General features: G+C 68.1%; 13 protein-coding genes. 4 read left to right on the plus strand and 9 right to left on the minus strand.

Annotated features, from left to right (window positions below):
* Nucleotides 1–12: 12 nt before the first annotated feature.
* Both QM788_RS07050 and QM788_RS07055 read left to right on the plus strand, forming a co-directional pair.
* Nucleotides 13–1,110 carry an AraC family transcriptional regulator gene (locus QM788_RS07050; protein ID WP_415660773.1) on the plus strand — a complete coding sequence of 366 codons (1,098 nt, stop codon included), beginning with the start codon at nucleotides 13–15 and terminating at the stop codon, nucleotides 1,108–1,110.
* Nucleotides 1,111–1,158: 48 nt separating this feature from the next.
* Nucleotides 1,159–1,581, plus strand: a complete 423-nt coding sequence (locus QM788_RS07055; protein ID WP_415660774.1) for a copper chaperone PCu(A)C — start codon at nucleotides 1,159–1,161, stop codon at nucleotides 1,579–1,581.
* A 24-nt stretch (nucleotides 1,582–1,605) separates the two neighbouring features.
* Here the strand turns inward: QM788_RS07055 and QM788_RS07060 are convergent, their stop codons facing one another.
* The 9 genes from QM788_RS07060 to QM788_RS07100 form a co-directional block, all read right to left on the minus strand.
* Nucleotides 1,606–2,502, minus strand: coding sequence for an alpha/beta fold hydrolase (locus tag QM788_RS07060; protein WP_415660775.1), 897 nt, complete (start codon nucleotides 2,500–2,502; stop codon nucleotides 1,606–1,608).
* Nucleotides 2,503–2,512: 10 nt separating this feature from the next.
* On the minus strand, nucleotides 2,513–3,112 hold the full coding sequence (locus QM788_RS07065; protein WP_415660776.1) for an ATP-dependent Clp protease proteolytic subunit: 600 nt from the start codon (nucleotides 3,110–3,112) through the stop codon (nucleotides 2,513–2,515).
* A gap of 87 nt (nucleotides 3,113–3,199) precedes the next feature.
* A protein-coding gene (locus QM788_RS07070; protein ID WP_415660777.1) for an IS5 family transposase occupies nucleotides 3,200–4,010 on the minus strand; the annotation gives its coding sequence in 2 pieces (ribosomal slippage) (nucleotides 3,200–3,745 and nucleotides 3,747–4,010; 810 coding nt in all).
* A gap of 357 nt (nucleotides 4,011–4,367) precedes the next feature.
* Nucleotides 4,368–6,134 (minus strand): phosphodiester glycosidase family protein, encoded by a 1,767-nt coding sequence (locus QM788_RS07075; protein ID WP_415660778.1) that lies wholly within the window; start codon nucleotides 6,132–6,134, stop codon nucleotides 4,368–4,370.
* Between the two features lie 102 nt (nucleotides 6,135–6,236).
* Nucleotides 6,237–6,527, minus strand: a complete 291-nt coding sequence (locus QM788_RS07080; RefSeq protein WP_415660779.1) for a type II toxin-antitoxin system PemK/MazF family toxin — start codon at nucleotides 6,525–6,527, stop codon at nucleotides 6,237–6,239.
* A gap of 6 nt (nucleotides 6,528–6,533) precedes the next feature.
* Complete coding sequence (locus tag QM788_RS07085) at nucleotides 6,534–6,734, minus strand: hypothetical protein (protein ID WP_415660780.1); 201 nt, start codon at nucleotides 6,732–6,734, stop codon at nucleotides 6,534–6,536.
* A gap of 43 nt (nucleotides 6,735–6,777) precedes the next feature.
* Complete coding sequence (locus QM788_RS07090) at nucleotides 6,778–7,107, minus strand: PspC domain-containing protein (RefSeq protein WP_415660781.1); 330 nt, start codon at nucleotides 7,105–7,107, stop codon at nucleotides 6,778–6,780.
* A gap of 127 nt (nucleotides 7,108–7,234) precedes the next feature.
* Nucleotides 7,235–9,034 carry an ABC transporter substrate-binding protein gene (locus QM788_RS07095; RefSeq protein ID WP_415660782.1) on the minus strand — a complete coding sequence of 600 codons (1,800 nt, stop codon included), beginning with the start codon at nucleotides 9,032–9,034 and terminating at the stop codon, nucleotides 7,235–7,237.
* Nucleotides 9,034–10,830, minus strand: coding sequence for an ABC transporter substrate-binding protein (locus tag QM788_RS07100; protein ID WP_415660783.1), 1,797 nt, complete (start codon nucleotides 10,828–10,830; stop codon nucleotides 9,034–9,036). Before QM788_RS07100 ends, QM788_RS07095 begins: the two co-directional genes overlap by 1 nt.
* Before the next feature lie 150 nt (nucleotides 10,831–10,980).
* On the opposite strand from QM788_RS07100, the gene QM788_RS07105 reads away from it, so the two are divergent.
* Together QM788_RS07105 and QM788_RS07110 are read left to right on the plus strand one after the other, a co-directional pair.
* On the plus strand, nucleotides 10,981–11,919 hold the full coding sequence (locus QM788_RS07105; RefSeq protein ID WP_415660784.1) for an ABC transporter permease: 939 nt from the start codon (nucleotides 10,981–10,983) through the stop codon (nucleotides 11,917–11,919).
* Between the two features lie 150 nt (nucleotides 11,920–12,069).
* Complete coding sequence (locus tag QM788_RS07110) at nucleotides 12,070–13,095, plus strand: ABC transporter permease (protein ID WP_415660785.1); 1,026 nt, start codon at nucleotides 12,070–12,072, stop codon at nucleotides 13,093–13,095.
* The last annotated feature ends 29 nt before the right edge of the window (nucleotides 13,096–13,124 follow it).

A 13,124-nucleotide genomic window follows, 5' to 3' on the forward strand; every position in this document is an offset into this window, starting at 1 on the left:
GGAGACACAGGCATGCATCGCCCCCCACCGGACATGGAGCCGCGCGTCTATGGCGCGCAGAAGATCGCCGCGCTCGTGGCGACGCTGGCCGAGGACGGCATCGCGCCGGCCGCCGTGCTGGCCGGCAGCGGCATCACCGAGGACGCGCTCGCCGACGCGCGGCTGCTCGTCTCCTTCGCGCAGGGCGCGGCGGTGTTCCGCAACGCGGCCCGCCTCGCGGTGGACCCCGCGACGGCCTTCCGCGCCGGCAGCCGCATGCACCTGACCGCGCTGGGCATCTACGGCTACGGCCTGCTGAGCAGCCCAACGCACGCCGACCAGGTGGACTTCATCGTCAAGTACAACCGCATGACCGGGCCGATGGCGGGCCCCAGCCTGTTCACCTGCGACGGCGAGCACGGCGTCTACGCCTACGAGGTGCTGGTGACGCCCGACCCGCATGACCCGCTCTACCGCTTCGCGCTCGAGTTCGCCTGCGCCGCGCAGCTCACGGTCAGCCGCGACCTGCATGGCGGCGACTTCAACTTCGTCGAGATCCGCGCCGCCTGCCCGGCACCGGCGGACGCGGCCCGCTACCCGGCGCTGTTCGGCTGCCCGGTGCATTTCGGGCAGCGCCACGACGAGGTCGTCATCGACATGGACTGGGCCCGCTTCGCCAACCGCATCCCCGATACCGCGACCCACGGCGCGGTGCGCGAGATCTGCCAGCAGTTCGTGGTGGACCTCTCCCACGCGGGCGGCACCGCCGCGATCGTGCGGCGCACGCTGGTCGAGCAGATGCCGTGGCGCTTCCCGACCATCGAGACCATGGCCGCCGCGCTGTCGCTGCACCCGCGCACGCTGCGCCGCCGGCTGGAGAGCGACGGCACGACCTTCAAGGACCTGCTGACCGAGGTGCGCCGCCGGCTGGCCATCGACTACCTGCGCCAGACCCGCATGACCACCGAGGAAATCGCCACCCGGCTGGGCTACAGCGACGCCGCGAACTTCCGGCACGCCTTCGTGCGCTGGACCGGCCGCACGCCGCACGAATACCGGGGCGGCCGCGCCGATGCCAGCCGCGGCCCGGCGGCGGCCGCGCCCGCGGGCCGCCCGCCCGCGCGCGTCTGAACGGCGCGGCCGCACAATCCGGGCCCCGCCCTTGCCCACGTTCCCGCCATGCGCCGCCTGCTGACCGCCGCCGCCCTGTCGTCCCTCCCGCTCGCCGCGCAGGCGCAGCTCCGCGTCGACGAGCCCTGGGTGCGCGCCACCGTGGCGCCGCAGCAGGCCACCGGCGCGTTCATGCGGCTGACCTCGGCCACGCCGGCGCGGGTGGTGGCGGCCAGTTCGCCGCTGGCGGCGGTGGTGGAGATCCACGAGATGACGATGGACGGCGGCGTCATGCGCATGCGCGCCGTCGCTGCGCTGCCGCTGCCCGCCGGGCAGGCGGTCGCGCTGCGGCCGGGCAGCTACCACGTCATGCTGATGGGACTGAAGGCGCCCATCCGGGCCGGCGACACCGTGCCGCTGACGCTCACCGTCGAGGGCGACGACCAGCGGCGCACGGCCGTCGAGGTCCGGGCCCAGGCCCGGGCCCGCTGAACCGCGAACGGCCCCGGGCGGGCCTCAGGCGCGCTGCGCGACGGCCGCGATGTGGTCCGCGAAGCGCGGCCACAGCGGGTCCGGCAGGTCATGGCCCCAGCCGGGCAGGATCTCCAGCGCCGCGCCGGGGATGCGCCGCGCCAGGTCGTGCCCGGCGGCGACCGGGATCAGCGCGTCCTCCCGGCCGTGCAGCACCAGCGTGGGCGCCGTGATGCGCGGCAGGCGCTGGGCGCGGTGGCCGTCGGCGACGATGGCCACCAGCTGGCGCGCCACCGCCTGCGGCCGGTAGGCGCGCCGCACGCTGCCGGCGATGCGCTCGCGCAGCGCGGCCGGCGCGGGCCGGTAGCCGGGGCTGCCGATCAGGCCGTAGAGCTTCACGTAGTGGTCCAGGATGTTCTCGAAGCGCTGCTGCGGCGACGCCGACGGCCGCGGGCGCGACAGCAGCGCCTGCCGCACCTTCAGCCGTTCCCGGGGCAGGGCGCGGTCGCCGCTGGTGGTCATCATCAGCGTCAGGCTCTTCACGCGGCCCGCGTGGGCGAAGCCCAGGTGCTGCGCGACCATGCCGCCCATCGAGGCGCCGCACACGTGCGCGCGGGCGATGCCCAGCGCGTCCAGCACGCCCACCGCGTCGCGGGCGAGGTCGGCGAGCTGGTAGGGCGCCTTCACCGGCAGCCGCAGCGCGTGCAGCAGCGCCGCCGTCGGCAGGCTGGGCACGCCGAGCTGGTCGAAGGGCTGGCTCAGCCCCACGTCGCGGTTGTCGAAGCGGATGACGCGGAAGCCCCGGGCCACCAGCTGCTCGACCAGGCCGTCCGGCCAGCCGATGAGCTGCATGCCCAGGCCCATGACCATCAACAGCGGCTCGCCGCCGTCGGGGCCCTGGACGTCGACTTCCAGGCGGACGCCGTTGGCGCTGACTTGCATCGGCGCCGGCTCAGCCGAGCTCGGCCTGGCGTTCGATGACGCGGGTCACCAGGCCGTAGGCGATGGCCTCGTCGGTGCCCATCCAGAAATCGCGCTCGATGTCGGCGGCCACGCGCGCCAGCGGCTGGCCGGTCTCGCGGGCGATGACGGCGGCGATGCGCTCGCGCGTGCGGATGATCTCCCGGGCCTGGATGGCGATGTCGCTGGCCTGGCCGCCGGCGCCGCCGGCGGGCTGGTGGATCATGAAGCGCGTGTTGGGCAGCGCGAAGCGGCGCTCGCGGGGCGCGGCCAGGTAGATGTGGGTGGCGGCGCTGGCCACCCAGCCGGTGCCGACGACGTTCACCGGCGCGCGCACGAAGCGGATCATGTCGTGGATGGCGTCGCCGCTCTCCACGTGGCCGCCGGGCGACGAGATCAGCAGCGTGATGGGCGCGTCGGACTCCTGCGCCAGCGCCAGCAGGCGGCGGCAGGTGGCGTGGGCCATCTTGTCGTCGATCTCGCCGAAGATCATCACGAAGCGGCCCTTGAACAGCAGCTGCTCCTCCATCTTCTCGGGGGCGTCTTTCTTGGCGGCCTTGTCGTCGGCGGCGGCGAGGGTGTGGTGGTGCATGGTCTCGGGTCAGGTTTGAGGGCGATACCTTACCCCGAGATGCGGGCTACCCGACCGCGTCGGCGGCCGCCAGCTTGGGGCATGTCGCTAAGAGCGTGTTTGCGATCTCCTGAGTAGCAGAGCCAGAAACGCCAAATGGACGAACTGCAAGCTGGTGTTGAGCCAGCGCTCGCAGTTCTTCCAAAGTCTGCGGTTTTTCTCCAACCAGGCAAAGCTGCGCTCGACAACCCAGCGCTTGGGCATGACCTTGAAGGAGTGCAACTCGCTTCGCTTGGCGATCTGCACCGTCACGTGCTCACCCAGGATGTCCTTGACGCCTTGCGCGAAGGGCTGGCCTGTGTAGCCGCTGTCCGTCAGCACGCTTTGCACCCGCCCCAGCGACGGCTTGCAGCGCTTGAATGCCGCCAGCGCTCCTTTGCGGTCCGTCACTTCGGCCGTCGTGATCGCCACCGCATGGGGCAGCCCCTGGGTGTCCACCGCAATGTGGCGCTTGATCCCCGAGACCTTCTTGCCTGCGTCATAGCCCTTGAACCCCGCCGTGTCCGTGTTCTTCACGCTCTGCGCGTCCACGATCAAGAACGCGCTGCAGGCGTTGCGCCCCTGTCTCTCGCGGGCCGCGCCAACCTGATTTTTTTAAAGCCTGCTCCAGCACGCTCACTCCGTGCTGGTCAGGCTCGCTCCATTTGCGCCAGTACGCATAGACGCTGGGCCACTTGGGGAACTGCGGCGGCAGATAGCGCCATTGGCAACCCGTGTGCAGCAGGTACAGCACTGCGCAGAACACCTCGTACAGATCGACCTTGATCGGCTTGGTGCTGCGCCGAACGCTGCGCAGCAGCGGCTCGATCTCGGCAAACTTCTCTCGACTGATGCCGCTTGGGTACGGCTTCCTCTTCACCCAACAATTGTCGGAGGAAATGAGATCGTAAACACGCTCTAAGGAAGTCCGCCGTTGGCAAGAACAGGGGCGACCTCAGCATCGCCTGGGGACGGAGCCTCCCTCCAAAAGCGTGGATCGAATCGGCCGCATATCTTGGAGGCGCGCGATGGGCTTCGCGTCTGCGGAAGCGCCGTACAGCGCCAATTGCAAGTTGGCGATCCGGGACACCGGGACAGATTGTCCAGTTCGTAGATCGGGTTAGGTGAACTGGAGCCGCAGCTTCGAAGAAGCCGTAAGTCTTCCACGTTGGTCATGTTTTGTTCGCTCAACTTTTCCAACGTGGGAGGAGGTCATGCTGTGCATGACGAAGTGCCTTCAGCTACATGCAGCGGGTCTGATTTTGCATGGATCCTTCGGCGGATTGATGGTGGTCGCCTCAATCACCGGTGTCGAGTCAGGCGACCCTGATGGATAAACCATTGTCAGTGCGTATGCGATATGGCGGGAAGAGCCATAGATGAATGAGCTAGCGCCAGTGATAGGATTCTTTCGAATGCCATCGACCGTCATGCCAGTTGCCGTGCTGCCGTCGAGCCGGATCGCGTAGTTGGCACCGAGCGCTTGGAACACTGCACATAACTCCGCTGCGCTGGTGCTGCCTGTCGAAGTCGATGAGATGAAGATGAGTCTATTGGTGGGCGTCGTTCCGAAAGCCGACCATTGGTTAGATGTTGTGTCTCCCGTACAGACTCCGTTCTTTAGGATCGATGTGGAAGAACTGGCCACAGTATAGGGATAGTTAACACCCTCCAATCCTGTTGTCCAGAGTGGCGGCTGGGAACCTTCCTTCCAACGGGGGAGAACGGACGGCTGAATGAGGAAGGTAAGTTTGTTGCCGTCAAATACGCCTTCTGTTCCACCATTCACACGGTTACTTCCGAGAACTTCTTCGTTGTACTGGACAAAACCACGAACGTAGCCCTTGCCGCCGCCGATGCCGGTATCGCCGACCCAGGTGAACCCGTTTAACGCGACTTGGCTACCAGTGCCGAGTGATTCAATGGGTTGTAGATTTAACTGACTGAGAAACCCTGTCTTGTTGTAGCGAAGGGTGAGTCGCTCTCGCGGATCCGCGTTGTTAGCGATCGCTATGTGAACAAATGGTGCTGTGCTTTCGCAGCCTTTCACGTACACCGTGCCGGTTGTTGCCAGAGAGTAGGAAATTAGCTGCGCATGGTTGTTCAGGAAGGCCGCGCAGTTGTCGGTGACCGCTGCTGCGGACACCATGCCTGCGCTCGGCGACCCCAGGCTCCTTGCGGGAGAGTCGGTCATGCGCAAGACGCCAGTGCTTGGAATCGTGCGCGTTATTTCATGCGAGGACGAATCCTGATTGGCACCAATATCTGGAGTTCGTCCCATCGTTGTTCTGACAGTGCGTCGACTGGAGACCCTGATCGGGGCATCCAGATTTATCACCGGAAAGATATCGACGAGAGGCAGATTGTCTCCGGTATCGTGGATTGCGACACTGAATATCTGCGCACGCTTCGTTGCACCAGCCGGGATGTCGATGCGTGTGCCTAGCTTCAGGTGTGCCGAAATAGAAGATTTTGGATTGTAGTAGATGGACTCACGTTTCGAACTGAAGATAAGTCCGACCGCCGAAGTGGGCGAAAAGGTCCGCCGCGTAGCCCTCGACCGGTCACCCAGAAGGACAAGGACTTCGCCACCCTCAATATCATTCGACAGTTTCAATGGACTGTCCAGATTTACTTTTCCCTCGACGGTTTTGCCGCCCGCAACCGAGTCGAAAAGGATGCTCTCGACATCCATGATTGGTACCGTAAGGTCGATCACTTCTCTTGCTTGACCGTTTCGTGCATGGCTGAGGTCGATCAGCTTGTTTTCTGTATAAGACTTCACGCATTCGTTTCTGGAGCAGACGGTTACTCCACCCACCACGATACCGTTTTCAGCGTGGGAACCGTCCGAGGCGATCAGGATCTTTAGGCGGGCAGTATTGGCCTCACGCGGGGCCGAGATGTCGAATTTTGCAACCGGCCTGGGTGCGAAGGGGGGGGTGCTGTGCGAACTGGTCGAGATAAAGATCAGGGCAACGAACGATAAGGAGCGAATGGACATGGCGAAATTCCCTGTAGGTTAATGGACGTAGTGCAGTATTCGGACGCGCGCGGAAGCGATCAATCCCTAGGCTCCCATCGGAGCCGACCAGGGTTGGATCGATCACTTCTGGCACCGGCTCACCGACATGCGGTAGCTTGCCGCAGGATTGAGTTGCAACTCGTCTCCCCACTTGGCCGTGGAGACGGTCTGGTCAGAATGCCAGCGATTGCCGAGGTCCCGCTGCGTGCGCACCTGGCTCGTGACCGCCAGGATGACCAGGTCGCGCCGCCGGGCGTGGTAGGCGGCGCTGGAGACGACGACGGCGGGGCGCTTCTTGATGCCGGACTGGTCGGTGAACGGGAAGGGCACCAGCACCACGTCGCCGAAGGCCGGGCGGGCAGTGGCGGCCATGGCGGGTCAGAGGCGGTCGTAGGCCGCGTCGTCGTCGTTGTCCCAGACCTGGGCGAAGCTGGCTTCGCTGGCCTTGGCGGCGGCCTGGGCCAGGCGTTGCTCGTCGTCGCGGGCGCGCAGGAAGTCGACGAAGTCCTCGACCTCGGCCATGCGTTGCGGCGGCAGGTGCCGGATCTTGTCGATCAGGGCTTGTGCGATGGCGTTCATGGTGGCGCGTCCCTGCTTGGAGGCGCTCAGTTTACGAGCCGGGTCATTCCTCCGGCACGAAGATCCACAGCAGCAGGTAGACCAGGATGCCGCTGCCGAAGGCCAGGAACAGCACCGCGAAGATCAGGCGCCAGACCCAGGAGTCCAGCCCGGTCGCGCGGGCGATGCCGCCGCACACGCCGCCCAGCCAGCGGTCCATGCGGGCGCGGCGCAGGCCGTTGACGGCGCCGAGGTTGGGGTTGCCGCCGCCACCCGCGGGCGCCGACGGCGCGCCGCCGAGCGCGCGGGCCTTGGCCTGGGCGAACTCCTCGTCGCTGAGCACGCCGCGGGCGTGCAGGTCGGCCAGTTGGTTGAGTTCGTCGGCGGTGGTCATCTCGGGCTCCTGGGCGGGTGGGGGCGGGTGGTGGGGCGAAGCCTAACGGACCGCCGCCCGCGCGCCAGCGGCGTGCGACGGGCCGCGCATTCCGGCGGATGGACGGCGCTCACCGGGCGGGCTGGCGTCACCGGGCGGGCTGGCGCGTGGCGTCGATGTCGACGAACTGCCAGAAGTCCTGCGAGAACAGCGGGCGGCGGAAGCCGGTCATCCACGGCTGTTCGATGTCCGTGATGATGCGGTGGGCGTGGACCTTGTAGGGCAGGTAGGCCACCGCGATGCGCTTGGCCTCCTGGAACAGCGCCTGGCGCCCGGGGCCGTCGGGCAGGGCCTGCATCCGCCGGTAGATCGCGTCGAAGCGCGCGTTCTTGAAGCGCGGCAGGTTGTAGGTGCCGGCGGCCGGGCCGTAGTAGTACTGCAGCAGGCCGATGCCGTCGGGCTGCGAGGCCGAGGAGCCCACCGGCCACATCTGGTAGTTGCCGGCCTGGGCGGCCTTCAGGTTCTCGGGCCATTGCTGGACCTTGAGCTGCAGCCGCAGGCCCACGGCGCGCAGCGCCTGGTCCCACAGCTCGTCGATGGCGCGGCTCAGCGAGTCGGACTGCGTGTTGCGCACCAGCACCAGCGGGCCGCCGCCGGGCAGGTCGCGCCAGCCGTCGCCGTCGCGGTCCAGGTAGCCGTACATGTCGAGCAGGGCCCGGGCGCGGGCCGGGTCGTGGTCGCTCATCTCGCTCTTGAAGGCGGGGTCGTAGCCCGAGGTGCCGGGCATCGCGGGGGCCTGGCCCGGCACGGCCTGGCCGCGGCGCGCGAGCCGGATTTCCTTGCGCACGTCGTAGGCCAGCGAGATCGCGCGGCGCAGCGCCACCTTGTCGGGCGTGTAGCCGCCGACGACCGGGTCGTCCATGTTGAAGCAGGTCAGCGTCACGTCCGGTGCCAGCGTGAACACCGCCGTCATGCCGCGCCTGGCGAGGTTGGGCGCCAGGCGGCCGCCCGGCGCCGCCTGGGTGATGAACTCCTCGGGCATGCGCTCGATGAAGTCGTGCTCCTCGTTCAGGAAGGCCAGCCAGCGCGGCTGGTTCTCGACGATGACGTCCACGACGACCCGGTCGACCATCGGCAGGCGCCGGCCCTTGAGCTTCGCGTAGATGGCCTGGGCCTCGGCGTCGTCCGGCGCGGGCCGGGCCTCGTAGCGGCGCTCGCGGTAGCCGGGGTTGCGCTCGAACACCATCTGCGAGCTGCGCCGCCAGGTCTTCAGCATGAAGGGGCCGGTGCCGACCGGGTGCTCCATGATCCCGCCGCCGTAGAACTCGACCACCTCGCGCGCGACGGCGCCGTAGAGGTCGTTGCCGGTCAGGATGGACGCCACCAGCCGCGGCCGCGGCTCGGTCGTCCTGAGCTGCAGTGTGTAGCGGTCCAGCGCGCGCACGCCGGCCACCTCGGTGTCGTAAGGGAAGGGCTGCTTGGTCCGGATCGCCTGTTCGCGCAGCGCGGCCAGGCCGACGAGGCCGGCGTCCTCGTAGTCGGCCCAGTTCTGCGCATGGGTGGCCGGGTCGGCGAAGCGCTTGATGCTGTAGACGAAGTCCTGCGCCGTCAGCTCGCGCGGCCGGCCCTGGAAGGCCGGGTCGTCGGCGAAATGGATGCCGGGCAGGAGGCGGATCGTGAAGGTCCGGTAGTCCGCGCTGATCTCCGGCATGCCGGCGGCGACCAGCGGCACGATCCGGGTCGGCCGCGCCAGCGGGTCGTATTCGTACAGGCTCTCGAAGATGTGGGCCGCCAGCGAGCGCGAGTAGAGGTCGGAGATGCGCGCCGGGTCGAAGCCGGTCTCGGCGACCCGCAGCGCGTAGCGCAGCGTCTTGACGGGTTCGGCCGCGCGGGCGGGCGCGGCGAGCAGTGCCGCACAGGCCGCAAGGGCGGCGAGCAGGCGCTTCATCACTGCGGCCTGGGCAGCGCGGCGGTGTCGATGTCCACGTACTTCCAGAAGTCGCGCACGAACAGGTTGCGGACGTAGCCCTTGACCCAGGGCTGGGCCATGTCCGTCCAGATGCGGTGGACGTGGAACTTGTACGGCGCGTAGGCGACGAGCAGGCGCTGCGCATCCTGCATGACGGCCTGGCGCTCGGGGCCGTCGGGCAGGGACTTCTGCCGGTCGTACAGCGCCTCGTAGGCCGGCAGGTCGAAGCGCGACCGGTTGGCCGCGCCCTTGGCCTTGCTGGAGCCCATCGCGACGAAGGTGTCGCCGTCCGGCGTCGTGCCGACCCAGCCCACGCCCCACATCTGCAGCTTGGCCGCCGTGGAGGCCTTCAGGTTCTCGGGCCATTTGGCGACCTTGAACTTCATGCGGATGCCGATCGCGTCCATGTTCTTCTGCCATTGCTCGACGAGCTGGCGGCTCTGCGCGTCGGGCTGCGTCGCGTACTCCAGCACCAGCGGGCCGCCGCCGGGCAGGTCGCGCCAGCCGTCGCCGTCCTTGTCCACATAGCCGTACAGGTCCAGCAGCGCCTTCGCGCGGGCGGGGTCGAACTCGCTCATCTCGGTCTTGAACTCGGTCGAGCCGCCGAAGGCGATCGGCGGCACCGGCCCCTGGCTCTTGACGGCCTGGCCGCGGCGCACGAGGCGGATTTCCTTGTCCAGGTCCACGGCCAGGTTGATCGCGCGGCGCAGCGCGATCTTGTCCGGCGTGTAGCCGCCGACGACCGGGTCCTCCATGTTGAAGTAGCTGACCGCCACGTCCACGCGCGGGTAGCGCTGCATGTGGATGCCGCGCTTGGCGAGGTGGGGCGCGAGCTGGCCGCGCGGCATGGCCTCGCCGGCGAAGTCGGCCGGCACCTCCTCGATGACGTCGAACTCGCCGCGCACGAAGGCCAGCCAGCGCGGCTGGCTCTCCTCGATGATGCTGATCTCCACGCGGTCCACCAGCGGCAGCCTGCTGCCCTGCAGCGCGGCGACCTCGGCGCGCAGCCGCGCGTCGGCATCGGGCGGCGCCACCTCGGCGTAGCGCATCTCGCGGAAGTTCGGGTTCTTCTCCAGCACGATCAGCGAGCTGCGCCGCCAGGCCTTGAGCCGGAAGGCGTTGGTGCCGACCGGGTGCTCCATGATCTTGTCGCCGTAGAACTCGACCACCTCGCGCGCGACGGCGCCGAAGGTGCCCGCGTCGCTGAAGTTCTGGATGAAGCGCGGGTCGGGCGTGCCGAGCTTGATCTGGAAGGTGTAGCGGTCCAGCGCGCGCAGGCCCTCGACCTCGCGGTCGTAGTCGAAGGGCTTCTTGGCCGCCATCAGCTCGCGGCGCAGCTCGGACAGGCCGAGGATCTGCGCGTTCTCCAGCAGGTAGAGGTTGCCGCTCTTCCAGCGCGGGTCGTAGTGGCGCTTGAGCGAGTAGACGTAGTCCTGCGCGACGAGTTCGCGCTTCTTGCCCTTGAAGGCCGGGTCGTCGGCGAAATAGATGCCGGGCCTGATGCGGAAGGTGAGGGTCTTGAAGTCCGCGCTGATCTCGGGCATCCCGGCCGCCGTGGCCGGGCGCATCCTGAACGGGCGGGCGCCGAGGTCGTACTCCAGCGGCGCGTCGAGGATGCCGGCGAGCACCGCCTTGGAGTAGGTGTCGGTGGTCTGGACCGGATCGAAGCCGGTCTCCGCGACGCGGAACGCGAAGCGCACCACCTTGTCGGCGGCCAGGGAGGCCTGGGCGGCGCAGGCCAGCAGCAGGGCGGGCAGCAGGACGTGAAGCTTCATCTCGGGAGGTGCGGGCGCGAAGAAAGGGCGCAGTCTAGTGAAACCGTCAGGCCGGCCGCGCGCGGCGCTCGCATAGACTGCGCCCGTTTCTCCGCGAACCCCGCGCCCTCGGCGGGGTTCGCGTTTTCTGGAGCCCCGCTGGAGTCCTGAATGGCGGCCTATCTGATCCGACGCCTGTGGCAGATGATCCCGACCCTGCTCGGCGTCGTGTTGCTGGTGTTCTTCCTGTTCAAGTACTTCGGCAGCGACCCGGCCATCATCCTCGGCGGCCTGAACGCGAGCCCGGAGCAGATCGCGTCCATCCGCGAGCAGCTCGGGCTGAACAAGCCGGTCTGGGAGCAGCTGTGGATCTTCATCCAGCAGATCGTCACCTTCGACTGGGGCAAGAGCTGGGCCACCAACGAGTCGGTCGCGCACCTGTTCGCGACGCGGCTGCCGGCCACGCTGACGGTGACGCTGCCGATCCTGGTCCTCGAGGTGTTGCTCGCCATCCCGTTCGCGCTGGCCGTCGCCACCGTGCGCGGCAGCCTGACGGACCGCGCGGTGATGATCTGCACGACGGTGGCCGTGTCCATCTCGCTGCTGGTCTACGTGATCCTGGCGCAGTACCTGTTCGCCTTCCGCCTCGGCTGGTTCCCGGTGCAGGGCTGGACGGGCAACCACTGGACCAACCTGACGACGTATGCGCCGCTGCCCGTGCTGGTCGCGGTGGCGGTGTCGATGGCGCCGCAGATCCGGCTGTACCGCAGCTTCTTCCTCGACGAGATCGGGCACGACTACGTGCGCACCGCGCGCGCCAAGGGCCTGACCGAGCGCACGGTGCTGCTCAAGCACGTGCTGCGCAACGCGATGATCCCGATCCTGACCAACGTCTCCGTGTTGCTGCCGGGCGTGCTGGTGGGCTCGTTCCTGATCGAGGTGTTCTTCTCGATCCCCGGCCTGGGCCGCGAGCTGCTGCTGGCCGTGAACCGCGGCGACTATCCGGTCATCCAGGCGTTCGCGATCTACCTGGCCGCGCTGACGATGACGGTCAACCTCGTCGTGGACCTGCTCTACAAGCTCGTCGATCCCAGGGTGGTGCTGAAATGAGCCCCTCGCCCAGTCCCGCCCTGCTGAACGCAGGCGTGCCCGGTCGGTCCCCGAGGGGACGGCGATGCTCGCGGCATCGAGCCGCGAGCACATCGCCAGCGCGGGCCGGCTTGGGAGCGGCCCGGCGCTCGTCCCGCAAGGGCAAATGACATGAACGCATCCCTTTCCTCCTCCGGCGGCGTCTGGGCCGCATCCTGGCGGCGGCTCAGGACCGACCGCGTCGGCATCGTGTCGATGTGGATCGTCGGCGCCTTCCTCGTGCTCGTGCTGCTGGCGGCGGCAAACCTCGTCGCGGCGGGCTGGCAGCAGGAGGTCGGCGTGCCGAACGCGCCGCCGACGCTGCTTGGGCCCCAGCCGGCCGAGGACACCGGCACCATCGCCGAGCCCAAGGGCCCGAACGTGGACCTGTCCGACATCGACCCGCTGGCACCCCGCTACGCCGAGTGGGCCGAGCGCGCCCGCGCCTTCAAGACCGACGAGGCGCCCAAGGCCGAGACGCTGCCGCTGGGCGGCGACCGCCTCGGCCGCGACGTGCTGGCCAAGGTCATCAAGGGCGCCGAGGTGTCCATCGTCGTCGGCCTCGCGGCGGCGCTGGTCGCGACGCTGATCGGCACCGTGCTGGGCGCCGTGTCGGGCTTCTTCGGCGGCCGCGTCGGCGACCTGCTGGAGTGGGTCTACAACGTCTTCACGGCCATCCCGAGCATCCTGCTGATCTTCGCGTTCGCGGCCATCTTCCCGCGCGGCATGGGTGCCATCGTCGCCATCCTGGCGCTGACCGGCTGGACCGGCATCTACCGCCTGATCCGCGCCGAGTTCATCAAGCACCGCGTGCGCGAGTACGTGCGCTCGGCCGAGGCCATCGGCGCCTCGCAGTGGTCGCGCATGTTCAAGCACATCCTGCCCAATGTGTCGCACGTGGCGCTGGTGCAGCTGTCGCTGCACGTGGTCAGCTTCATCAAGAGCGAGGTCATCCTGAGCTACCTGGGCCTGGGCGTCGGCGTCGATCAGGTGAGCTGGGGCACGATGCTGGCCGAGGCGCAGAACGAGATGATCCTCGGCTACTGGTGGCAGCTGGCCGCCGTGACGGCCTGCATGGCCGTCTTCGTCACCGCGTTCGCGCTCTTCACCGATGCGCTGCGCGATGCGCTCGATCCGAAGTTGAGGGGGCTGGAATGAGCCCCGCACGGCCGCCCGAAGGGGTTCAG

Origin of the sequence: Roseateles sp., assembly GCF_047654785.1 — a bacterium.
Lineage (GTDB): Bacteria > Pseudomonadota > Gammaproteobacteria > Burkholderiales > Burkholderiaceae_C > Pelomonas.

Excerpts from the sequence above, each read along its gene's own strand:
- QM788_RS07085 (WP_415660780.1), bottom strand. The coding sequence starts at position 6,734 with ATGAACGCCATCGCACAAGCCCTGATCGACAAGATCCGGCACCTGCCG.
- QM788_RS07055 (WP_415660774.1), top strand. The coding sequence starts at position 1,159 with ATGCGCCGCCTGCTGACCGCCGCCGCCCTGTCGTCCCTCCCGCTCGCC.
- QM788_RS07050 (WP_415660773.1), top strand. The coding sequence starts at position 13 with ATGCATCGCCCCCCACCGGACATGGAGCCGCGCGTCTATGGCGCGCAG.
- QM788_RS07105 (WP_415660784.1), top strand. The coding sequence starts at position 10,981 with ATGGCGGCCTATCTGATCCGACGCCTGTGGCAGATGATCCCGACCCTG.
- QM788_RS07095 (WP_415660782.1), bottom strand. The coding sequence starts at position 9,034 with ATGAAGCGCCTGCTCGCCGCCCTTGCGGCCTGTGCGGCACTGCTCGCC.
- QM788_RS07060 (WP_415660775.1), bottom strand. The coding sequence starts at position 2,502 with ATGCAAGTCAGCGCCAACGGCGTCCGCCTGGAAGTCGACGTCCAGGGC.
- QM788_RS07065 (WP_415660776.1), bottom strand. The coding sequence starts at position 3,112 with ATGCACCACCACACCCTCGCCGCCGCCGACGACAAGGCCGCCAAGAAA.
- QM788_RS07075 (WP_415660778.1), bottom strand. The coding sequence starts at position 6,134 with ATGTCCATTCGCTCCTTATCGTTCGTTGCCCTGATCTTTATCTCGACC.
- QM788_RS07090 (WP_415660781.1), bottom strand. The coding sequence starts at position 7,107 with ATGACCACCGCCGACGAACTCAACCAACTGGCCGACCTGCACGCCCGC.
- QM788_RS07110 (WP_415660785.1), top strand. The coding sequence starts at position 12,070 with ATGAACGCATCCCTTTCCTCCTCCGGCGGCGTCTGGGCCGCATCCTGG.
- QM788_RS07080 (WP_415660779.1), bottom strand. The coding sequence starts at position 6,527 with ATGGCCGCCACTGCCCGCCCGGCCTTCGGCGACGTGGTGCTGGTGCCC.
- QM788_RS07100 (WP_415660783.1), bottom strand. The coding sequence starts at position 10,830 with ATGAAGCTTCACGTCCTGCTGCCCGCCCTGCTGCTGGCCTGCGCCGCC.